This window comes from Kitasatospora sp. NPDC052896 (assembly GCF_044547075.1).
In the GTDB taxonomy this organism is placed as follows: domain Bacteria; phylum Actinomycetota; class Actinomycetes; order Streptomycetales; family Streptomycetaceae; genus Kitasatospora.
The window spans coordinates 124222-145432 of sequence record NZ_JBITZU010000002.1 but is presented as its reverse complement, the minus strand read 5'-3'; the positions used below and the strand labels follow the sequence as shown (position 1 = coordinate 145432).

The following is a 21211-nucleotide window of genomic DNA, read 5'->3' as shown; positions in this document are numbered from 1 at the left end:
GTGATGGGCAGATGAAGCTCCTCCGAGTGGGCCCGCCGGGCGCCGAGCGCCCGTTCGCGCTCGGCCCGGACGGCACCGCGTACGACCTCTCCGGGCTGACCCCGGACATCGACGGGGCGTTCCTCTCCAGGCTCGGCCCGGACCGGTTCGACCCGGCCGAACTCGCGGCCGCCGTGGCCCGGGGCGAGCTGCCCACCGCCGACCTCACCGGCCTGCGGATCGGCGCGCCGGTGGCCCGGCCCGGCAAGCTGGTCTGCGTCGGCCTCAACTACCGCGACCACGCCGAGGAGGCCGGCGCGGCGATCCCCGCCGAGCCGGTGCTCTTCCTCAAGGGCACCGACACCGTGATCGGCCCGGACGACGAGGTGCTGGTGCCGCGCGGCGCCGCCAAGACCGATCACGAGATCGAGCTCGCCGTGGTGATCGGTCGCCGGGCCCGCTACCTGGAGACCGACGAGCAGGCGGCCGCCTGCATCGCGGGCTACGCGATCTCCAACGACGTCACCGAACGGGCCTTCCAGCTGGAGCGCGGCGGCCAGTGGGACAAGGGCAAGTGTTGCGAGACCTTCAACCCGCTCGGCCCCTGGCTGGTCACCCCGGACGAGGTCGCCGACCCGCAGGCCCTGCCGCTGAGGCTCTGGGTCAACGGTGAACTGCGGCAGGACGGCAACACCGCCGCGCAGATCTTCCCGGTGCTCGAAGTGCTCCGCTACATCAGCCGGTTCATGGTGCTGGAGCCCGGCGACGTGGTGAGCACCGGCACCCCGGCCGGGGTGGCGATGGGCCGCCCGGACACCCCGTTCCTGGTCCCCGGCGACGTGCTGGAGCTGGAGATCGAGGGGCTCGGCCGGCAGCGCCAGGTGCTCGGCAAGGCCTGACGGCCCGCCGGCACCGACCGTCACCCGACCCCGGGCACGGGGGTCGGGCCAGGCCCTAGCCGCCGGCCGGCCCCACCGACCGCCCGCGGAACTCGGCCAGCAGTCGGTCCGCCGGCCCGTCCGTCGTCTCCAGCGCGAGCAGCCCCGACAGCACCTCGGCGGTCTGCGGGTCGTGCCGCGCGGTGGCCGCGGTCATCGCCAGGAACTCGTCCACCAGCCAGTCCCGCAGCTCCCGCCTGGGTATCTGCTGCCCCTCGTCCAGCCAGGTCAGCGAGGACGCCTCGACCACCGAGATCCACGACCGGACCAGCAGGGTCAGGCGCGGTCCGGCCTCCCGCACGCCCATGTAGCGCAGTGTGCGCCGGAGCGCGGCTCGGCGCACCTCGTCCACGATCGCGGTGGTCCGAGCCGTCTCCACCACCGAGCCGCCGCGCAGCAGCGCGCCGTAGCCGGCGTCGTGCTCGGCGACGAAGGAGAAGTACCGGTCCAGCACGGCGGCCAGCTGCTCGCTCGGGGTGCCGCGTGCCGGCACGGTGAACCGGCTGGTCAGCTCCTGCGCCGCGGAGCGCAGCGCGGCCTCGTAGAGCTGTTGCTTGCCGCCGGCGAAGTACCGGTAGACCAGCGGACGGGAGGCGCCGGAGGCCTCGGCGACGTCGTCCAGGCTGACCTCCTCCGGCGGGCGGGCGCTGAACAGCTCCAGCGCCACCGCGATCAGCTGCTCGCGGCGCTGCTGCACCGGCAACCGCCGGTACCCGGCGCGGCGCGGTCGTGGCGGGTCCCCGGCGGCCGGCGTGGCCGCCTCCGCCGCCCGTCCGGTGGCTTCCAGGCCGGTCTCGGTGGCATCCATGCCGGTCAGCGTAGTGCCGCCGGGCCGCCCTGGGACCCCCGCCGACCGACGACGGCCGAGCGGCGGCCGTCCGGCGGCCGGCCGACCTCCAGCCACCTGCCGACTTGGCGGTTCCGGCTGGTAGTTCGCCTCGGACACCACCAAAAGGCTCTTGCAAACGGACCGTGCTGCGAAAGGATGTCCGGATGGCTGACGAACCGAACTCGCTGGGCGCCGACGGCGCCACCCCGCGGCGGATCGCCGACGCGTACGTCCACGCGCTCGCCGATCTCGACCCGCTCACGGCCGTCTACCTCGGGCTGAACCCGGAGGACGACAGGCTGCCCGACCTCTCCCCGGCCGGCCTCGCCGCACTGGCCGACCTCGCCCGCCGCACGCTGGCGGAGCTGGAGGAGGCGGAGGCGGCCGGTCGGATCGCGTCGGCCGCCGACCCGCAGGCCGAGCGGCGCTGCGCCCGGCTGCTGCGCGAGCGGCTCACCGCCGAGCTCGCCGTGCACGACGCCGGCGAGGAACTGCGCGCGGTCCGCAACCTCGGCTCCCCGCTGCACAACCTGCGGGAGGTCTTCACGCTGCTGCCGACCGACACCGCCGAGGACTGGGCGCGGCTCGGCCGCCGGCTGGCCCGGTTCCCGCTGGCCCTCGACCAGTACCGTGCCACCCTGGCCGAGGGCATCGAGCGCGGCCTGCTCTCCGGCCCGCGCCAGGTCGAGACGGTGATCGGCCAGCTCGCCGAGTGGCTGGCGGCCGACCCGGCGGCCGGTGAGGCGGGCCGGGCGGCCGGCTGGTTCGGCGTCCTGGTGGCCCCGGCACCGGAGGAGCTGCGCGGCGGGCTGACCGACGTCGCGGTCGCGGTCGCCGGCAAGCTGGCCGAGCTGCGCGACTGGATGGCCGAGGTCTACCAGCCCGCCGCCGCCGACACCCCCGACACCATCGGCCGCGAGCGCTACGCCCGGTTCGTCCGCTACTGGACGGGCGCCGACCTGGACCTGGACGAGGCGTACCAGTGGGCCTGGGCGGAGTTCCGCGACCTGGACGCGCAGATGCGGGTGGAGGCCGAGAAGGTGCTGCCCGGCAGCACCCCGATGGAGGCGATGCGCTGGCTGGACACCGACGGTCCGGCGATCGTCGGCGACGGGCCGGTCCAGGAGTTCCTGCAGGGCCTGATGGACCAGGCGGTCAACGACCTCCAGGGCGTCCACTTCGACCTGGCCGAGCCGGTCACCCGGGTGGAGTCCCGGCTCGCTCCGCCCGGCAGCGCGGCCGCGCCGTACTACACCGCGCCCTCGCTGGACTTCAGCCGGCCCGGCCGGACCTGGTTGCCGACCCTGGGCCGGGCCAGCTTCCCGGTCTGGGACCTGGTCAGCACCTGGTACCACGAGGGCGTCCCCGGCCACCACCTCCAGCTGGCGCAGTGGAACCACGTCGCCGACCGGCTCTCCACCTACCAGGTCAGCCTGGGCGGGGTGAGCGCCAACCTGGAGGGCTGGGCGCTCTACGCCGAACGGCTGATGGACGAGCTGGGCTACCTCACCGACCCGGGCCACCGGCTGGGCTACCTGAACGCCCAGATGATGCGCGCGCTGCGGGTGATCGTGGACATCGGCATGCACGTCGGCCTGGACTTCCCGGCCGACTCGCCGTACCGGCCGGGCGAGGCGATGACACCCGTCGCCGCCCGCGAGTTCTTCGGCCGCTACTGCGGCCTGGCCCCGGCCTTCCTCGACAGCGAGCTGGTCCGCTACCTCGGCATGCCCGGCCAGGCGATCGGCTACAAGCTCGGCGAGCGGGCCTGGCTGCGCGGCCGGGCGGCGGCCCGGGCGGCGCGCGAGGCACGCGGCGAGGAGTTCGACCTCAAGGCCTGGCACATGGCGGCGCTCTCGCAGGGCTCGCTGGGCCTGGACGACCTGGTCGCGGAGCTGTCGGCGCTCTGACGGAAGCCGTCGGCGCGTCGGCCGGCCCCGGCGCGCCGACGAGCCCCGGCGCGCGCGTCCCGGCGCGTGGTGGGGGCCGGGAGCCGGTTCCCCACCCCACGGAAAGTCGAAGTACGTACCAAATATTCGGATTCGTCGGACGATTAAGCAGACTTTCATTTGCCCCTGACCGGGCCGGAGGGCTTCGCTGGAGCGCAGTGCCGTTCGCGCACACTGTCAGCACCCCCCCGGCGGAAGGTGCACCGTGTCCTCCGTGCCCGCGTCAGACGCCTCAGCCGCAGCCCCAGCCCCGGTCGCAGCCGACCCGGGGCCCGATCCCCGCCGCTGGCGGGCGCTCGCCGTGATCGCCCTCGCCCAACTGATGATCGTGCTCGACATCACCATCGTGAACATCGCGCTCCCGTCCGCCCAGCACGACCTGGGCATCTCCAACGGCGACCGGCAGTGGGTGATCACCGCCTACACCCTGGCCTTCGGCGGTCTGCTGCTGCTCGGCGGCCGGATCGGCGACCTCTACGGGCGCAAGCGCACCTTCCTGATCGGCCTGCTGGGTTTCGCCAGTGCCTCGGCGCTCGGCGGCTTCGCGGTCACCCCCGCGATGCTCTTCGCCTCCCGTGCGCTGCAGGGCGGCTTCGGCGCGCTGCTGGCGCCGTCCGCGCTGGGCCTGCTCTCCACCACCTTCACCCGGCCGCGCGAGCGGGCCACCGCGTTCGGCATCTTCGGCGCGATCGCGGGCGGTGGCAGCGCGATCGGCCTGATCGCCGGCGGGCTGCTGACCGAGTACCTGGACTGGCGCTGGTGCCTCTTCGTCAACGTGCCGATCGCGCTGGCCGCCGCCTGCGCCGCCGGCTACCTGCTGCGCACCGACCTGGTGGCCAGGGACGCCCGGATCCGGCTCGACCTGCCCGGCGCGTTCCTGGGCTGCGGCGGGCTGCTGGCCGTCGTCTACGGCACCTCGGAGGCCGAGTCGCGCGGCTGGAGCGACTGGCTGGTGCTGCTCTGCCTGGTCCTGGGCGGGGTGCTGCTGGTGGCCTTCGTGCTCGCCGAGCGGCGCAGCGGCCACCCGCTGCTGCCGCTGCACGTCGTGCGCGACCGCAACCGCGGCGGCGCGGCGCTGGGGGTGGGTCTGGCGGTGATCGGGCTGTTCGGGCTGTTCCTCTTCCTCAGCTACTACCTGCAGGTGATCAAGGGGTACTCGCCGGTGCTGACCGGGCTCGCCTTCCTGCCGATGACCGTCTCGATCGTGCTCAGCGCGACCGGCGTGGCGTCCCGGCTGATGACCAGGGTGCCGACCCGGCGCCTGACCGTGCCCGGCCTGCTACTGGGCGCGTCCGGGATGGCCTGGCTGACCCGGTTGCAGGTGGACAGTCCGTACCTGACCTCGGTGCTGCCCGCCGAGATCCTGCTCGGCCTCGGCATGGGCCTGGTCTTCATGCCGTCGATGAGCCTGGCCACCCTGGGCGTCGCGCGGTACGAGACGGGCGCGGCCTCGGCCACCATCAACAGCGCCCAGCAGGTCGGCGGTTCGATCGGCACCGCGCTGCTCAACACCATCGCGGCCAGCGCCACCACGGCGTACCTGGTCGGCCGGAACGGAGCTGACCCGCTGGTGCAGTCCGCCGCCGCGGTGCACGGCTACACGGTGGCCACCACGGTCGCCCTGGGCATCCTGCTGCTCGCCGCGCTGCTGGGCTTCCTGATGATCGACCACCGGCCCGAGCCGGGTGAGGCGGAGGATACCGGCGAGGCTTCCTCGGTGCGCGCCGTGGCGCACCCCTGACCGCCGTCCGAAGTCGTACCCGGAGGCCAGCGGGGGCTTGAACCCGCCTCAACCTGGGAAAAACCGTTCCTGCCCCCTTCACCGGAGCGCCTCGCTCCGTCATGATGTTGGCAGTTCGCAGTCGATCAAGGCAGTGATCGTCCGGCCGGTGGATTCTCACTCGGATCTCAGCGGAGGATCATCCCGTTACCACTCGGCCGGGACATAGTCGGAACATACCCAGACGTCGCGGCAGTGCTTCACCGCCGGGGCGGACGCGGGGCCACCGATCGTGGGCAGGAGGCACTGACCTGATGGATAGTCAGCAGCGGCGGCAGCACCGTGGGCGCCGTTCCAAGCCCGGTCCCATCCTGCTGGGGGTCAGCATGGCCGCCGCCCTGGTCGCCACGGCCGCCGGGGTCAGCCTGGTCGCCCCGGAGGCGCTGGCCTTCGCCCGCCCGACGGTTACCGCCAGTCACGCGACGGCCACGCACGCGTCGCCGTCCGCGTCCTCGGCCTCCCCGTTGGCCGCCGCCAGCTCGCCGTCCCCCTCGCCTTCCGCCACCCCGAGCTCTTCGGCCTCCCCCTCGCCGTCCCCCTCCGCCTCGCCGTCCCCCACCGCCTCGCCCACGCCTGTCGCCGCGCCGAACCTGACGCCCGACACCACGGTGATCGCCCCGGCCGGCCCCGAGTCCAACCGGGTGGGCGCGCTCTTCAGCGGCAGCGTCGGCCCCGGCAACCACTTCTGCACCGCCAGCGTGGTGCCCAGCCCGAGCCACAACCTGATCCTCACCGCGGCCCACTGCCTGTCCTCCACCCAGGGGGTCAGCTTCGTGCCCGGTTACCGCGAGGGCAACGCGCCGTTCGGCAGCTGGCCGGTCACCAAGATCTTCACCACCAGTGGCTGGAGCCAGAACGGCGACACCGACGAGGACTTCGCCTTCCTGGAGCTGGGCACCAACAGCAGCGGCCAGCAGGTCCAGGACGTGGTCGGCGCCAACCCGATCGGCCTGAACGCCGCCTTCACGGACAGCGTCCGCCTCTACGGCTACAACAACAACGGCGACGACCCGTCCCTCTGCACCAACGCCACCAGCCAGTTCAGCACCTACCAGCGGCAGATCGCCTGCCCGGCCTACGCCGGCGGCACCAGCGGCGGCCCCTGGATCGACACCTCCACCGGCGCGGTCATCGGCGTCATCGGCGGCTACCAGCAGGGCGGCGACACCCCGGACGTCTCGTACAGCGCGTACTTCGACCAGACGATCGCCGGCCTCTACCAGACCGCCGAGTCCCAGTCCTCCTCCTGACCGTCACCCCCCAGACCGGCGAGCCCTCCCATCCCCCCCGGCGGGAGGGCTCGCCCATGCTCACGCGTCGAACGCGGAAGCTGGCGCCGAGCAGGACGAACGGGGCGATGCCCGGGAGCTCGCCGAGGACGAAGGGCGAGCGGGTGGCCCACAGTTGGCCGAGGGTGCTGAGCAACGGGCCGATGGCCAGGGCGAGGACGAATCCGCCCGCGGCGACGGCCTCGGCCCGGCTCTGCCGGTCCGTTCGGAACCAGCGGCTCCGGGAGTTGCGCACCGGCGGTTCGCCGTCCCGGCTCACGCGCCCCTCGAAGTCATGAAACTCGAAGTCATGAAAAAGGCCCAGGTCAGCTGACCTGGGCCTTAGTTGCACTTCTTGCGAAGTGCCCCCGGTAGGATTCGAACCTACGCACCCGCCTCCGGAGGGCGGTGCTCTATCCCCTGAGCTACGGGGGCCTGCTCGGTGGTGCTGCCGCGTTCTCGGCGACGTGGAGAACATTACCAGCTCGGCGGGGTGGTCCGTGCAGGGGTTTCCGGGGTGGGGTGCGGCGGGTGCGGCGGAAGTGCGCAAAGGCCGGACGGGCGGTGGTGGGCGGCCGTAGTCTCGGTGGGGTGTCGGGTGTGTCCGGGCGGGTCCTCGTGGTGGACGACAGCGAGGTGATCCGCCGGCTGATCAGGGTCAACCTGGAGCTGGAGGGCTTCGAGGTGGTGACCGCGGCCGACGGTGCCGAGTGCCTGGAGGTGGTGCACCGAATAGCCCCGGACGTGGTGACGCTCGACGTGATGATGCCCAGGCTGGACGGGCTGCGGACGGCGGCCCGGCTGCGCGCCCGGCCGGAGACCGCGCGGTTGCCGATCGCGATCGTCAGTGCCTGTACGCCGGCGGACCTGGCCCGCGGCGAGTCGGTGGGGGTGGACGGCTACCTGGCCAAGCCGTTCGACCCGGGTGACCTGGTGGAGCTGGTCCGCCGGCTGCTGACCCTGCGGATGCGGGACGGGGACGGGTTCGCGTACGGCTTCGGCGAAGGGGCCGGAGGGGTCCGGGGGTAGCCCCTGGGGGGGGCAGGGGCCGGTGTTTCGCTCTCAGCGAACACCACCGTGGATCGAACCGTCTCAACGGGTGGCCGAGTGGCCGGGCCGTGCCGCCTCTCGCCTAGGCTTGGCGTCGTGACACCCGCAGAGCTTTCCCAGGCAGTCCAGGTCGCCGTGCGCACCGCCGTCGAGGCGGGCGAGCTGTCCGTCCCCGTTCCCGAGACGGTCACGGTCGAGCGACCCAAGAACCGGGACCACGGCGACTACGCCACCAACGTGGCCCTCCAGCTCGCGAAGCCGGCCGGCAAGCCGCCGCGATCCGTCGCCGAGGCACTGGCGGCCCGCCTGCGAGAGCTGCCCGGCGTCGCCAAGGTCGACATCGCCGGCCCGGGCTTCCTGAACATCACCCTGGACGCCGCCACCCAGGGGGAGCTGGCCCGCACCATCGTCGAGGCCGGCGCGGCGTACGGCCGCAACGAGGCGCTCAAGGGTCTGCGGATCAACCTGGAGTTCGTCTCCGCCAACCCGACCGGCCCGATCCACATCGGTGGGGTCCGCTGGGCGGCCGTCGGCGACTCGCTGGCCCGGATCCTCCGCGCCACCGGCGCCGAGGTGGCCACCGAGTACTACCTGAACGACGCCGGCGTGCAGATCTCCAAGTTCGCCGCCTCGCTGCGGGCCGCCGCCAACGGCCGGGAGGTCCCGGCCGACGGCTACGTCGGCGAGTACATCGGTGACATCGCCAAGGCGATCACCGACGGCGTCCCGGGCGTGCTCCAGCTGCCCGAGGACGAGCAGCTGCAGGTGTTCCGCACCGAGGGCCTGAAGCTGATGGTCGCCGAGATCCAGCGCTCGATGGACGAGTTCGGCGTGCACTTCGACACCTGGTTCTCGGAGAAGTCGCTGCACGACTCCGGCGCCGTGGAGAAGGCCATCGACCGGCTGCGCGAGCAGGGCCACGTCTTCGACCGGGACGGCGCGATCTGGCTGCGCACCACCGACTTCGGCGACGACAAGGACCGGGTCCTGATCAAGGCCGACGGCGAGACCACCTACTTCGCCGCCGACGCCGCCTACTACCTGAGCAAGCGGGACCGCGGCAGCGAGGTCTCCGTCTACATGCTGGGCGCCGACCACCACGGCTACGTCAACCGCCTCAAGGCCATCGCGGCCTGCGCCGGCGACGACATGGACCGCAACATCGAGGTCAAGATCGGCCAGTTCGTCAAGATGCTGCGCGATGGTGAGGAGGTCCGGATGTCCAAGCGGGCCGGCAACATCATCACCATCGACGACGTGGTCGACTGGGTCGGCGTGGACGCCGCCCGCTACACCCTGGCGCGGTCCTCCACCGACTCCACCATCACCCTCGACATCGACGTGCTCACCAGCCAGTCGAACGAGAACCCGGTCTTCTACGTGCAGTACGCGCACACCCGGATGTGCGGAGTGGCGCGCAAGGCCGCCGAGCTGGGCGTCGACAAGGGCTCCGCCGCGGACTTCAGGCCCGAGCTGCTGGCCACCCAGTGGGAGGGCGACATGCTCGGCGCGCTCGGCGAGTTCCCGCGGATCATCGCCACCGCCGGTGAGCTGCGCGAGCCGCACCGGGTGGCCCGCTACCTGGAGGACGTCGCCGGCGCCTTCCACCGCTTCTACGACAACTGCCCGTTCCTGCCCAAGGGGGACGAGGAGCTGAACGACACCCACCGGGCCCGGCTCTGGCTGGTGGAGGCCACCAGGACCGTGCTGGCCAATGGCCTGAACCTGCTGGGCGTCTCGGCGCCCGAGCGGATGTGACACCGCCCCGCCCGCGTTCAGGGGCGGTGACGGCTCGCCAGAGCCGTCACTGCCCCTTGCACCAACCGAGGAAGAGACCACCATGAGCCGCTCCGCGCACCCCGCGGGCCCCCGCCACGGCGACGTGCTGCCCGAGGGCCACTACCAGGCCCCGCCGAGCGACCTGAACGCGCTCGACCCGAAGGTCTGGTCCCGTACCGTCGCCCGCGGCGCGGACGGCGCGGTCACCGTCGGCGGGGTCGGCGTCGGCGCACTGGCCGCCGAGTTCGGCACCCCGGCGTACCTGATGGACGAGGACGACTTCCGCGCCCGGGCCCGTGCCTGGCGGGACGCCTTCGGCGGCGACGCCGACGTCTACTACGCGGGCAAGGCGTTCCTCTCCAAGGCCGTGGTCCGCTGGCTGCACGAGGAGGGCCTCAACCTGGACGTCTGCAGCCCGGGCGAGCTGGCCGTGGCGTTGGCCGCCGGGATGCCCGCCGAGCGGATCGCGCTGCACGGCAACAACAAGTCGGAGCAGGAGCTGGAGCAGGCGGTCAAGGCGGGGGTGGGCCACATCGTGCTCGACTCCTACCAGGAGATCGAGCGGCTGGCCGCGATCGCCGAGGGCCAGGGGGTCCGCCAGCCGGTGCTGGTCCGGGTCACGGTGGGCGTCGAGGCGCACACCCACGAGTTCATCGCCACCGCGCACGAGGACCAGAAGTTCGGCCTCTCGCTCTCCGGTGGCGCCGCCGCCGAGGCGGTCCGCCGGGTGCTCGGCCGGCCGGGCCTGGAGCTGCGCGGCATCCACTCGCACATCGGCTCGCAGATCTTCGACACCGCCGGCTTCGAGGTGGCCGCCCGGCGGGTGGTCGGGCTGCTGGCGGACATCCGCGACGAGCACGGCGTCGAGCTGCCGGAGATCGACCTCGGCGGTGGCCTCGGCATCGCCTACACCAGCGAGGACGACCCGCGCGAGCCGGCCGAGATCGCCGCCGCGCTGGCCGCCATCGTCCGCCGGGAGTGCGCCGCCGCCGGCCTCACCGCGCCGCGCCTGAGCGTCGAGCCGGGCCGGGCGATCGTCGGCCCGACCGCCTGCACGCTCTACGAGGTCGGCACGGTGAAGCCGCTGGAGGGCCTGCGCACCTACGTCAGCGTGGACGGCGGGATGTCCGACAACATCCGCACCGCGCTCTACGACGCCGACTACTCGGTGGCCCTGGTGTCGCGTACCAGCGAGGCCGAGCCGATGCTGGTCCGGGTGGTCGGCAAGCACTGCGAGTCGGGCGACATCGTGGTCCGGGACGCCTTCCTGCCCGCCGACCTGGCGCCCGGTGACCTGATCGCGGTGCCCGCCACCGGTGCGTACTGCCGTTCGATGGCGAGCAACTACAACCACGCGCTGCGCCCCCCGGTGGTCGCGGTCAAGGACGGTGCGGCGCGGGTGATCGTGCGGCGCGAGACGGAGGAGGATCTCCTCCGGCTCGATGTCGGATAGCGGAAATTTCGTCTCAAATCCTGGAATGCCCGTAGATTCGCACGGAAAGTCCCGGAGACTGGGACGGACCGATGACCGGTGGCACCCCCGAACGAACGACCGCCGGCGACCAGGATGGATGAGCGGAGTCGGATGATGCGTACGCGCCCGCTGAAGGTGGCGTTGCTGGGCTGTGGTGTGGTGGGCTCCGAGGTGGCGCGCATCATGACGACGGACGCCGCCGACCTCGCCGCGCGGATCGGCGCGCCGGTCGAGCTCGCCGGCATCGCGGTGCGCCGCGCCGGGCGCCCCCGCCCGGGCGTCCCCGAGCACCTGCTCACCACCGACGCCGAGGCGCTGGTCCAGCGCGGCGACATCGACGTGGTGATCGAGGTGGTGGGCGGGATCGAGCCGTCCAAACACCTGATCCTCTCGGCCTTCGAGCACGGCGCCTCGGTGGTCAGCGCCAACAAGGCGCTGCTCGCCAAGGACGGCGCCGAGCTGCACGCGGCCGCCGCCGCGGCCGGCGTGGACCTGTACTACGAGGCGGCGGTGGCGGGCGCGATCCCGCTGATCCGGCCGCTGCGCGAGTCGCTGGCCGGCGACCGGGTGAACCGGGTGCTGGGCATCGTCAACGGCACCACCAACTTCATCCTGGACAAGATGGACACCACCGGCGCCGGCTACTCGGAGGCGCTGGAGGAGGCCACCGCGCTGGGCTACGCCGAGGCCGACCCGACCGCCGACGTCGAGGGCTTCGACGCCGCCGCCAAGGCCGCGATCCTGGCCGGCATCGCCTTCCACACCAAGGTCACCGCCGCCGACGTCTACCGCGAGGGCCTCACCGAGGTCACCGCCGCCGACATCGCCAGCGCCAAGCAGATGGGCTGCGTGGTCAAGCTGCTGGCGATCTGCGAGCGGGCCAGGGACGGCGCCTCGGTCACCGCCCGGGTGCACCCCGCGATGATCCCGCTCTCGCACCCGCTGGCCTCGGTCCGCGAGGCCTACAACGCGGTCTTCGTCGAGGCCGAGGCGGCCGGCCGGCTGATGTTCTACGGCCCGGGCGCGGGCGGCGCGCCGACCGCCAGCGCGGTCCTCGGTGATCTGGTCGCGGTCTGCCGCAACAAGCTGGGCGGCGCCACCGGCCCGGGTGACTCGGTCTACACCCAGTTGCCCGCCAAGCCGATGGACGAGGTGGTCACCCGCTACCACGTCAGCCTGGACGTGGACGACCGGGCGGGCGTGCTCGCCCAGGTGGCCTCGGTCTTCGCCGAGCACGGCGTCTCCATCGACACCGTGCGCCAGCAGGGCCGCGACGGCGACGCCTCGCTCGTCGTGGTCACCCACCGCGCCACCGACGCCGCGCTGTCGGCGACCGTTGACAAGCTGCGCGCGCTGGACAGCGTGCGCGACGTGGCCAGCATCATGCGGGTCGAAGGGGAGTAGAGCACCATGAACGCCGTCACCGCCCGAGCCGGCCACACCCACCAGTGGCGCGGCCTGATCGAGGAGTACCGCGACCGGCTGCCGGTGAGCGCCACGACGCCGGTGGTCACCCTGCTGGAGGGCGGCACGCCGCTGGTCCCGGCCCAGTTGCTGTCCGAGCGGACCGGCTGTGACGTCTACCTGAAGGTCGAGGGCGCCAACCCGACCGGTTCGTTCAAGGACCGCGGCATGACGATGGCGATCTCCAAGGCCAAGGAGGCCGGCGCGCAGGCGGTGATCTGCGCGTCCACCGGCAACACCTCGGCCTCGGCGGCCGCCTACGCGGTCCGGGCCGGGATGGTCTGTGCGGTGCTGGTCCCGCAGGGCAAGATCGCGCTCGGCAAGATGGGCCAGGCGCTGGTGCACGGCTCGAAGATCCTCCAGGTGGACGGGAACTTCGACGACTGCCTCACCCTGGCGCGTGAACTGTCCGAGAAGTACCCGGTCGCGCTGGTCAACTCGGTCAACCCGGTCCGGATCGAGGGCCAGAAGACGGCGGCCTTCGAGATCGTCGACATGCTCGGCGACGCGCCCGACATCCACGTGCTGCCGGTCGGCAACGCGGGCAACATCACCGCCTACTGGAAGGGCTACCGGGAGTACGCGGACGACGGTCTGGCCTCCCGCAAGCCGCGGATGTGGGGTTTCCAGGCGGCCGGCTCGGCCCCGATCGTGGACGGCGCGCCGGTGCTCAAGCCGCAGACCATCGCCACCGCGATCCGGATCGGCAACCCCGCCTCCTGGGCCTTCGCCGAGGCCGCCCGGGACGAGTCGGGCGGCCTGATCGACAAGGTGACCGATCGTCAGATCCTCTCCGCCTACCGCCTGCTGGCGGCGCGTGAGGGCGTCTTCGTGGAGCCCGCCTCGGCCGCCGGCGTGGCCGGGCTGCTGCAGGCCGCCGAGCGCGGCCTGGTCGACCCCGGCCAGCGGATCGTCTGCACGGTCACCGGCAACGGCCTGAAGGATCCGGACTGGGCGGTGGCCGGCGCGCCGCAGCCGCACGTCGTCCCGATCAGCGCCGAGGCGGCCGCGCGGCGGCTGGGCCTGCTGGACTGACGTGGCGTCGACCACCGGTGGGCCGGTCCGTTCGGGGCCGGCCCACCGGCGTGTCCGGGTAACGCAACCGGTGTCGATTTCGTTGGTCTTTGTGAGGCTGATCCGATGCCATTTCGGCACGGATTCCGGCCAGAACCTGCAACACGGCAGATCGAGAGGGAGCGGGGTGTACCGCTGTGGAACCTCTCTTCGATACGCTGGCTCCCGGCGGTGTGGCGCATGCCAACGGCCGGGCAGGCCCTGACCTCATCGGCTCCCCACCCGACACCCGCCCATCCCCCCTTCGACGCGCTCCGCGCGGCCTCTAGATCCCAGGAGAGTCCACCGCATGGCCGGTCCCGCGTTCCGTGCCGCCGCCGTCCGGGTGCGGGTCCCCGCGACCAGCGCCAACCTGGGCCCCGGCTTCGACGCCTTCGGACTCGCCCTGGGCCTGTACGACGACATCGTGGTCCGGGTAGCCGACTCCGGCCTCTCGGTCGACATCGCGGGCGAGGGCGCCGAGACCCTGGCCCGGGACGAGCGCCACCTGGTGGTCCGTTCGATGCGGGCCGCCTTCGACCGGCTCGGCGGGCAGCCACGCGGGCTCGAAGTGGTCTGCGCCAATCGCATACCGCACGGCCGCGGCCTGGGCTCCTCCTCGGCCGCGATCTGCGCGGGCGTCGTCGCCGCCCGCGCGGTGACCATCGGCGGCCCGGCCGCCCTCGACGACGCCGCGCTGCTGGCCCTCGCCTCCGAGCTGGAGGGCCACCCGGACAACGTCGCCGCCTGCCTGGCCGGCGGGTTCACCATCGCCTGGACGGACGAGGACGCGGCCCGCGCGGTCCGGCTGGACCCGGCCGCCGAGGTCGTGCCGATGGTCTTCATCCCGTCCACCGAGGTGCTCACCGAGACCGCCCGCGGCCTGCTCCCGAAGACCGTCCCGCTGGCCGACGCGGCCGCCAACGCGGGCCGTTCCGCACTGCTCGTCGAGGCGTTGACCAGGCGCCCCGAGCTGCTGCTGCCCGCCACCGAGGACCGTCTGCACCAGGACTACCGCGCCTCCGCGATGCCGGACAGCGCCGCGCTGGTCGGCGCGCTGCGGGCCGAGGGGGTGCCGGCGGTGATCTCCGGAGCCGGTCCGACCGTGCTCGCGCTGACCGACGAGGCGGGCGCCGACAAGCTGCTGCACTTCGCCGGTCCGTCGTTCGCGGCGCACCGGCTGCAGCTGGACCGTGACGGAGCACGCGTCCTGCCGTTGGACGGGTGACCGTCCACGCACAGTGACCACGCGGCCCGCGCGGTCACTGTCCGCACGATCGTGCCGCCACCGCACGGCCCGGGAGGGCGGAAGGCGGGGACACGATTGGCAAGCCCAAGGCTGGGGAATGTGTGAGGGGGTCGGTAGTGTTAACCTCATGTCTGCATCAGGTGCCCTGCGGGGCCCGGTGCACCGCGTCCCCATCCCGGCATCCCGTGTCCACGGGATCCAGGCGATGTCGGGGACCACGATTCTCCGGGAGCCCACCACGGCGCGTACGCAGCCTGCCTGCGCGACTGTGGCCGCATCCCGAAGCCGTGACGGAACCTGACCCCCACCCGCCGCAACCGGACCTTCCGACGAGGTCCTGACGGGCGGGAGCGCGGGAGACCGTCACGCGACGGGGGCCCGGGTTTCGCAGGCTGCGCGGTCGGCATGAGATCCGTCCGCCGTGCCATCCGCTCCACCGTGCCTCGTGCACCGCACTTCGCACTCTCCCGCCGCCCAGCACCGCCGCGGTGGCGGGACCACCGCCTCGGACCTCCGCCGATCAGAGCGCAGGTCAGACAGCACAACCGGTCGCCGAGCCAGACAGGCCGACGTCCGCTCCAGGGAAGGACCCTTAGTGAGCGACACCACCGATCTGATGGGCGTGCGCCCGGACGCCGACGCGACGGATGCGCCCGCGGCGCCCGCCGCGCCGGCCAAGCGCCGCCGTACCGCCGCCGCAGGCCTTGACGGTCTGGTCCTGGCGGAGCTCCAGAAGCTCGCCTCGACGCTCGGCATCAGCGGCACCGGCCGGATGCGCAAGCAGCAGCTCATCGAGGCCATCAAGGAGAAGAGCGGCGGCGACCCGCTGCTCGCCTCCGGCTCCGCGGCCCCGGCCGCACCGGCCCGTGCCGCGGCCAAGGAGGCCGCCCCGGCCGGTGAGAAGCCGGCCCGCCGCAGCCGCGCCAGCCAGAGCGCCGAGAAGCCGGCCGAGGCCCCCGCCCAGATCGAGATCCCGGGTCAGGCCGCCCCCGAGGCCGCCGCCCCGGCGCGGGCCGAGCGCGGCCGTCGCCGGGCCACCTCCGCGGCCGGCGCGCCGACCGGCACCGCCACCGCCGAGGCGCCCGCCGCCACCGCGGTGGAGACCGTGGCCGAGGCCGCCACCGAGACCAAGCCGGCCGAGACCCGCGGCCAGGGCGAGGGTCGTGGCTTCGAGGGCCGCGAGGAGCAGCGCGAGGGCCGCCGGGAGCGTCGGGACCGCCGTGAGCGGACCGAGGGCGGCGAGGGCGAGGGCGCCGAGGGCCGCGAGTCGCGTCGGGACCGCCGCAGCCGGCGGGACCGCGCCGAGCGCCAGGGCCAGCAGCAGGGCGGCCAGGCCGCCCCGCAGACCCAGCAGGCCACCCAGCCGGCCCAGCAGGGCGGCTTCGACGAGGACGAGTTCGGCGACGGCCGGCGCGGCCGGCGCGGCCGCTACCGCGACCGCAACCGCCGGGGCCGTCGCGACGGCTTCGAGGTCGGCCAGGCGGAGCCGCAGGTCGGCGACGACGACGTGCTGATCCCGGTCGCGGGCATCCTCGACATCCTGGACAACTACGCGTTCGTCCGGACCTCCGGCTACCTGCCCGGCCAGAACGACGTCTACGTCTCGCTCGCCCAGGTCCGCAAGAACGGGCTGCGCAAGGGTGACGCGATCACCGGCGCGGTGCGCCAGCCGCGGGACGGCGAGCGTCGCGAGAAGTTCAACGCCATGGTGCGGCTGGACTCGGTCAACGGGATGGACCCGGAGAGCGGCCGCGGCCGTCCCGAGTTCGGCAAGCTGACCCCGCTCTACCCGCAGGAGCGGCTGCGCCTGGAGACCGACCCGGGCGTGCTGACCACCCGGATCATCGACCTGGTGTCGCCGATCGGCAAGGGCCAGCGCGGTCTGATCGTCGCCCCGCCGAAGACCGGCAAGACGATGATCATGCAGGCGATCGCCAACGCGATCACCCGCAACAACCCCGAGTGCCACCTGATGGTCGTCCTGGTCGACGAGCGTCCGGAAGAGGTCACCGACATGCAGCGGTCGGTCAAGGGCGAGGTCATCTCCTCGACCTTCGACCGTCCGGCCGAGGACCACACCACGGTCGCCGAGCTGGCCATCGAGCGCGCCAAGCGCCTGGTGGAGCTGGGCCACGACGTGGTGATCCTGCTCGACTCGATCACCCGTCTGGGCCGCGCCTACAACCTGGCGGCGCCGGCCTCCGGCCGCATCCTGTCCGGTGGTGTCGACTCGACCGCGCTCTACCCGCCGAAGAAGTTCTTCGGTGCCGCGCGCAACATCGAGAACGGCGGCTCGCTGACCATCCTGGCCACCGCGCTGGTGGAGACCGGCTCGCGGGCCGACGAGGTGGTCTTCGAGGAGTTCAAGGGCACCGGCAACATGGAGCTGCGGCTCGACCGCAAGCTGGCCGACAAGCGGATCTTCCCCGCGGTGGACGTGGACGCGTCCAGCACCCGCAAGGAGGAGATCCTGCTCGGCAGCGAGGAGCTGGCGATCACCTGGAAGCTCCGTCGGGTCCTGCACGCGCTCGACTCGCAGCAGGCGATCGAGCTGCTGCTGGACAAGATGAAGCAGACCAAGAGCAACGGCGAGTTCCTGATGCAGATCGCCAAGACCACGCCGGGATCCGGCGACTGACGCATCGTCCAACCCGAGGAGCCCCGGGCGGCCACCGCCGCCCGGGGCTCCTCGGCGTCTCCCGGCGTTCCGTGACGCTTGCGCGACTGCGCAAACCGGACATGCACGAATAACTCGGGCGCTTATCCTCGAAAGGAGTGGCTCCGAGCGCGAGGAACCCACGCCATGGCCGATCAGCAGCAGGAGAAGTCCCGCGAGGTCCGCGGTCGCCGGAGCCGGGTGCTCCGGGCCGCCGCGCTGACGCTGTCCGCACTGGTGCTGGCCGGGGCGGGTGTGGGCGGTTACGCGTACTGGCGGCTGGACCACGACATCCGCGGCGTCGACATCGACGGCGCGTTGGGCGGCTCCCGGCCGGCCGCGCCGAACAACGGCTCCTTCAACGTCCTGGTCCTCGGCTCGGACTCGCGCAGCGGCCCGAACGGCGCGCTGGCCGGCGGCGCCACCGACGGCACCGCCCGTTCGGACACCGCGATGGTGCTGCACGTCAACCAGGACCACACGCTCGGCACGGTGGTCTCGATACCCCGTGACACCCTGGTCGCCCGGCCGGCCTGCACCGCGCCGGACGGCACGCCGGTGCCGCCGCTGCGCGGGGCGATGTTCAACAGCGCGTACGAGGTCGGCGGCGCGGCCTGCGCGGTGAAGACCGCCGAGCAGCTGACCGGGCTGCGGATGGACCACTACCTGGAGATCGACTTCAGCGGGTTCGCGAACTTCATCAACGCGATCGGCGGGGTGACCGTCACGACCACGGTGGACATCCACGACCAGGACAGCGGGCTCGACCTCAAGGCCGGTACCACCCACCTCGACGGCACCCGGGCACTGGCCTTCGCGCGCACCCGGCACGGCGTCGGGGACGGCGGCGACCTGGGCCGGATAGAGCTGCAGAAGGAGCTGGTCCGCTCGGTCATCACGCAGGTCGAGTCGGTCGGGCTGTTCGCCAACCCGGCCCGGCTCTGGACCGTGGGGACCACGTTGACCAGGAGCATCACCACCGACTCCCGGCTGGCCTCGGTGAGCGCGCTGACCGGACTGGGCGACGAGCTGAAGGGGATCGGCACCGACCGGCTCACCATGGTCACCATGCCGGTCGTGACGGCCCCCGACGACCCCGACCGGCTGGTGCCGCAGCTGCCGTCGGCCGACCGGCTCTGGGCCGCGCTGCGGGCCGACCGGCCGGTGCCGCCGGCGATCGTCGGCGACCAGCCGAGCAACCCGGCCGACGCGACGCCGTCCGGGGCGTCCACCGCGACGCCGCCTGCGACGCCGCCCGGGGCGCCCGCCGGGGTCGCGCCCTAGCGCGCCGTGGGCGTGCGGAACAAATCCACCCGGGCCCCGGTTTGGGAAGAAGCGGACCGTGCTGGCACACTGGTCCGTCGGTCCCGGTTCACGTGCGGATTCCCTCCGCCGACCCGGTGCCCTCCCGATACCTAGGAGAATCCCTTGAAGCGCGACGTCCACCCCACGTACGTGGTCACCAGTGTGACCTGCACCTGTGGCAACGAGTTCACCACTCGCTCCACCGAGCCCTCCGGCGTGATCCGCGCCGAGGTGTGCTCGCAGTGCCACCCCTTCTACACCGGCAAGCAGAAGATCCTCGACACCGGTGGCCGTGTGGCCCGCTTCGAGGCTCGCTTCGGCAAGCAGCACAGCGCGAAGGCCTAGCGCTCCCGCGGCGCCGGTCTCCGGTGCCCCCGCACATCGCGGGGGCGCCTGGGCCGGCGCCGTTCGCGTCTCACCACCTGGAAACCGATCTCACCGGAAGTAGGCCCCGCCATGTTCGAGGCAGTCGAAGAGCTCCTCGTCGAGCACGCCGCCCTCGAGGAGCGGCTGGCCGACCCGTCCGTGCACGCGGACCAGGCGAACGCGCGCAAGCTGGCCAAGCGGTACGCCGAGCTGACCCCGATCACCGCCACCTACCGGGCCTGGCGGCAGGCCGGTGAGGACATCGAGACGGCCCGCGAGCTGGCCGCCGAGGACTCCGAGTTCCTGGCCGAGGTGAAGGCCTCCGAGAGCCGCCAGGCGGAGCTGACCGAGGAGCTGCGGCTGCTGCTGGTCCCGCGCGACCCCAACGACGACAAGGACGTCATCCTGGAGGTCAAGGCGGGCGAGGGCGGCGAGGAGTCCGCGCTGTTCGCCGGCGACCTGCTGCGGATGTACCTGCGGTACGCGGAGCGGGCCGGCTGGAAGACCGAGATCATCGACTCCAACGAGTCCGATCTGGGCGGCTACAAGGACGTCTCGGTGGCCGTGAAGACCAGGGGTCTCACCGAGCCCGGCCAGGGCGTCTGGGCCCGGCTGAAGTACGAGGGCGGCGTGCACCGGGTGCAGCGGGTCCCCGCCACCGAGTCGCAGGGCCGGATCCACACCTCCGCCGCCGGCGTGCTGGTCACCCCGGAGGCCGAGGAGGTCGAGGTCGAGGTCCACCAGAACGACCTGCGGATCGACGTGTACCGCTCGTCCGGCCCGGGTGGCCAGTCGGTCAACACCACCGACTCCGCGGTCCGGATCACCCACCTGCCGACCGGTATCGTGGCCTCCTGCCAGAACGAGAAGAGCCAGCTGCAGAACAAGGAGCAGGCGATGCGCATCCTGCGTTCGCGGCTGCTGGCCGCCGCGCAGGAGGAGGCCGAGCGGGAGGCCTCGGACGCCCGGCGCAGCCAGGTCCGTACGGTCGACCGCTCGGAGCGGATCCGGACGTACAACTTCCCCGAGAACCGCATCTCGGACCACCGCACGGGCTTCAAGGCGTACAACCTGGACCAGGTGCTGGACGGCGACCTGACCGCGCTGATCCAGTCGGCGGTCGACGCCGACGCCGCGGCGAAGCTCGCCGCCGCACAAGAGCAGTAACTCTGCAGAGGGGTACGTACGGATGAACCTGCTGCTCGCCGAGGTGGCCCAGGCCACCCAGCGGTTGGCCGCGGCCGGCGTGCCGTCGCCGCGCTTCGACGCGGAGGAGCTCGCCGCACACATCCACCGCGTCAAGCGCAGCCAGCTGCACACCGTGAAGGACGCCGACTTCGACGCCCGGTACTGGGAGGCCGTGTCGCGCCGGGAGGCGCGCGAGCCGCTGCAGCACATCACCGGGCGGGCCTTCTTCCGCTACCTGGAGCTGGAGGTCGGCCCGGGCGTCTTCGTGCCCCGGCCGGAGACCGAGACCGTGGTCGAGTGGGCGATAGAGGCGGTGCGCGAGATGGACGTCGCCGAGCCGCTGGTGGTCGACCTCTGCTCCGGCTCCGGCGCCATCGCGCTGGCCCTCGCCCAGGAGCTGCCGCGCAGCATCGTGCACGCCTTCGAGCTGGACGAGGGCGCGCTGAAGTACACCCGGCGCAACATCGAGGCGAGCGGGGACCGGGACCGGGTCACCCTGCACGCCGGCGACGCCACCCGGGCCTTCGTGGACGACCGTTCCTGGGACGGCCGCTTCGACCTGGTGATCAGCAACCCGCCGTACATCCCGCTCACCGAGTGGGAGTACGTGGCGCCCGAGGCGCGCGACCACGACCCGCAGATGTCGCTCTTCTCCGGCGAGGACGGGCTGGAGACGATCCGCGGCATCGAGCGGGTCGCCGCCCGGCTGCTGCGGCCCGGTGGCGCGGTGGTGGTCGAGCACGCGGACACCCAGGGCGGCCAGGTGCCGTGGATCTTCAACGAGGAGGGCGGCTGGACGGACACCGCCGACCACCGGGACCTGAACGGACGTCCGCGCTTCACCACCGCCCGCAAGATCCAGCTCTAGACATGAACCGTTCCGG

16 protein-coding genes and 1 tRNA gene are annotated in these 21211 nt (G+C 72.8%); 15 read left to right on the top strand and 2 right to left on the bottom strand.

All coding sequences use genetic code 11. The features are described 5' to 3' along the window. Positions 1–11: 11 nt before the first annotated feature. Entirely contained in the window at positions 12–878 is an 867-nt protein-coding gene (locus ACIGXM_RS06810) for a fumarylacetoacetate hydrolase family protein (protein ID WP_396557619.1), read from the top strand. Between the two features lie 55 nt (positions 879–933). Here ACIGXM_RS06810 and ACIGXM_RS06805 read toward each other — a convergent pair whose 3' ends face one another. Beyond that, entirely contained in the window at positions 934–1725 is a 792-nt protein-coding gene (locus tag ACIGXM_RS06805) for a TetR/AcrR family transcriptional regulator (protein ID WP_396557617.1), read from the bottom strand. 185 nt (positions 1726–1910) lie between these two features. On the opposite strand from ACIGXM_RS06805, the gene ACIGXM_RS06800 reads away from it, so the two are divergent. From ACIGXM_RS06800 to ACIGXM_RS06790, 3 genes are all read left to right on the top strand, one after another. Beyond that, on the top strand, positions 1911–3656 hold the full coding sequence (locus tag ACIGXM_RS06800; protein ID WP_396557615.1) for a DUF885 domain-containing protein: 1746 nt from the start codon (positions 1911–1913) through the stop codon (positions 3654–3656). A 244-nt stretch (positions 3657–3900) separates the two neighbouring features. Further along, positions 3901–5436, top strand: coding sequence for an MFS transporter (locus tag ACIGXM_RS06795; protein ID WP_396557613.1), 1536 nt, complete (start codon positions 3901–3903; stop codon positions 5434–5436). 293 nt (positions 5437–5729) lie between these two features. Beyond that, entirely contained in the window at positions 5730–6725 is a 996-nt protein-coding gene (locus ACIGXM_RS06790; RefSeq protein ID WP_396557611.1) for a trypsin-like serine peptidase, read from the top strand. A gap of 381 nt (positions 6726–7106) precedes the next feature. Here ACIGXM_RS06790 and ACIGXM_RS06785 read toward each other — a convergent pair. Beyond that, a tRNA-Arg gene (locus tag ACIGXM_RS06785) sits at positions 7107–7178 on the bottom strand. A gap of 165 nt (positions 7179–7343) precedes the next feature. Here ACIGXM_RS06785 and ACIGXM_RS06780 point away from each other — a divergent pair. The 11 genes from ACIGXM_RS06780 to prmC all read left to right on the top strand — a co-directional run bounded on the left by ACIGXM_RS06780 (position 7344) and on the right by prmC (position 21195). Beyond that, on the top strand, positions 7344–7772 hold the full coding sequence (locus ACIGXM_RS06780) for a response regulator (RefSeq protein ID WP_396558333.1): 429 nt from the start codon (positions 7344–7346) through the stop codon (positions 7770–7772). 117 nt (positions 7773–7889) lie between these two features. After that, the gene (argS, locus tag ACIGXM_RS06775) at positions 7890–9551 is read left to right on the top strand and encodes an arginine--tRNA ligase (protein ID WP_396557609.1); all 1662 of its coding nucleotides are present in this window, start codon (positions 7890–7892) and stop codon (positions 9549–9551) included. Positions 9552–9633: 82 nt separating this feature from the next. Next, the gene (gene lysA / locus ACIGXM_RS06770) at positions 9634–11025 is read left to right on the top strand and encodes a diaminopimelate decarboxylase (protein WP_396557607.1); all 1392 of its coding nucleotides are present in this window, start codon (positions 9634–9636) and stop codon (positions 11023–11025) included. Between the two features lie 132 nt (positions 11026–11157). Next, on the top strand, positions 11158–12450 hold the full coding sequence (locus ACIGXM_RS06765; RefSeq protein ID WP_396557605.1) for a homoserine dehydrogenase: 1293 nt from the start codon (positions 11158–11160) through the stop codon (positions 12448–12450). 6 nt (positions 12451–12456) lie between these two features. Beyond that, entirely contained in the window at positions 12457–13545 is a 1089-nt protein-coding gene (gene thrC / locus ACIGXM_RS06760) for a threonine synthase (protein ID WP_396557603.1), read from the top strand. A 328-nt stretch (positions 13546–13873) separates the two neighbouring features. Beyond that, positions 13874–14791: a homoserine kinase gene (gene thrB, locus ACIGXM_RS06755; protein ID WP_396557601.1), complete on the top strand. Its 918-nt coding sequence runs from the start codon at positions 13874–13876 to the stop codon at positions 14789–14791. A 616-nt stretch (positions 14792–15407) separates the two neighbouring features. After that, on the top strand, positions 15408–17450 hold the full coding sequence (gene rho, locus ACIGXM_RS06750; RefSeq protein WP_396557599.1) for a transcription termination factor Rho: 2043 nt from the start codon (positions 15408–15410) through the stop codon (positions 17448–17450). A gap of 165 nt (positions 17451–17615) precedes the next feature. Continuing rightward, positions 17616–18752: an LCP family protein gene (locus ACIGXM_RS06745; protein ID WP_396557597.1), complete on the top strand. Its 1137-nt coding sequence runs from the start codon at positions 17616–17618 to the stop codon at positions 18750–18752. A gap of 144 nt (positions 18753–18896) precedes the next feature. After that, on the top strand, positions 18897–19118 hold the full coding sequence (gene rpmE, locus ACIGXM_RS06740; RefSeq protein ID WP_145904411.1) for a 50S ribosomal protein L31: 222 nt from the start codon (positions 18897–18899) through the stop codon (positions 19116–19118). 111 nt (positions 19119–19229) lie between these two features. Beyond that, positions 19230–20306, top strand: a complete 1077-nt coding sequence (gene prfA, locus ACIGXM_RS06735; RefSeq protein ID WP_396557594.1) for a peptide chain release factor 1 — start codon at positions 19230–19232, stop codon at positions 20304–20306. Positions 20307–20328: 22 nt separating this feature from the next. Next, positions 20329–21195 carry a peptide chain release factor N(5)-glutamine methyltransferase gene (gene prmC / locus ACIGXM_RS06730; RefSeq protein WP_396557592.1) on the top strand — a complete coding sequence of 289 codons (867 nt, stop codon included), beginning with the start codon at positions 20329–20331 and terminating at the stop codon, positions 21193–21195. The last annotated feature ends 16 nt before the right edge of the window (positions 21196–21211 follow it).

Excerpts from the sequence above, each read along its gene's own strand:
- ACIGXM_RS06810 (WP_396557619.1), top strand. The coding sequence starts at position 12 with ATGAAGCTCCTCCGAGTGGGCCCGCCGGGCGCCGAGCGCCCGTTCGCG.
- ACIGXM_RS06805 (WP_396557617.1), bottom strand. The coding sequence starts at position 1,725 with ATGGATGCCACCGAGACCGGCCTGGAAGCCACCGGACGGGCGGCGGAG.
- ACIGXM_RS06800 (WP_396557615.1), top strand. The coding sequence starts at position 1,911 with ATGGCTGACGAACCGAACTCGCTGGGCGCCGACGGCGCCACCCCGCGG.
- ACIGXM_RS06790 (WP_396557611.1), top strand. The coding sequence starts at position 5,730 with ATGGATAGTCAGCAGCGGCGGCAGCACCGTGGGCGCCGTTCCAAGCCC.
- lysA (WP_396557607.1), top strand. The coding sequence starts at position 9,634 with ATGAGCCGCTCCGCGCACCCCGCGGGCCCCCGCCACGGCGACGTGCTG.
- ACIGXM_RS06765 (WP_396557605.1), top strand. The coding sequence starts at position 11,158 with ATGATGCGTACGCGCCCGCTGAAGGTGGCGTTGCTGGGCTGTGGTGTG.
- thrC (WP_396557603.1), top strand. The coding sequence starts at position 12,457 with ATGAACGCCGTCACCGCCCGAGCCGGCCACACCCACCAGTGGCGCGGC.
- thrB (WP_396557601.1), top strand. The coding sequence starts at position 13,874 with ATGGCCGGTCCCGCGTTCCGTGCCGCCGCCGTCCGGGTGCGGGTCCCC.
- ACIGXM_RS06745 (WP_396557597.1), top strand. The coding sequence starts at position 17,616 with ATGGCCGATCAGCAGCAGGAGAAGTCCCGCGAGGTCCGCGGTCGCCGG.
- prfA (WP_396557594.1), top strand. The coding sequence starts at position 19,230 with ATGTTCGAGGCAGTCGAAGAGCTCCTCGTCGAGCACGCCGCCCTCGAG.
- prmC (WP_396557592.1), top strand. The coding sequence starts at position 20,329 with ATGAACCTGCTGCTCGCCGAGGTGGCCCAGGCCACCCAGCGGTTGGCC.